Origin of the sequence: Leifsonia sp. SIMBA_070, assembly GCF_046534635.1 — a bacterium.
In the GTDB taxonomy this organism is placed as follows: Bacteria; Actinomycetota; Actinomycetes; order Actinomycetales; family Microbacteriaceae; genus Leifsonia.
Window position 1 is genome coordinate 1 of record NZ_JAWRYK010000853.1, and the last position, 240, is coordinate 240.

General features: G+C 65.4%; 1 pseudogene. It reads right to left on the reverse strand.

What is annotated here, in order from left to right:
• Window positions 1–240: pseudogene (locus SB754_RS22640) on the reverse strand (RNase J family beta-CASP ribonuclease); the annotation flags it as partial.

Here is a 240-nt window from a genome sequence, read left to right on the forward strand (position 1 = left end):
GGCGTTGCCCTTGTGGACCACGTTGGCGCCGAGCTTGGTCAGGGAGTTGATGACGCCGTAGATGGCGTTCTCATTGCCCGGGATCAGCGAGCTGGCCAGCAGCACGGTGTCACCCTCGTGGATGCGGATCGGGTGGTCCTTGTTGGCCATGCGGGACAGGGCCGCCAGCGGCTCGCCCTGCGAACCGGTGCAGATCAGGACCACCTTGTGGTCGTCGGACCGCTGGAGCTGCTTGAAGTC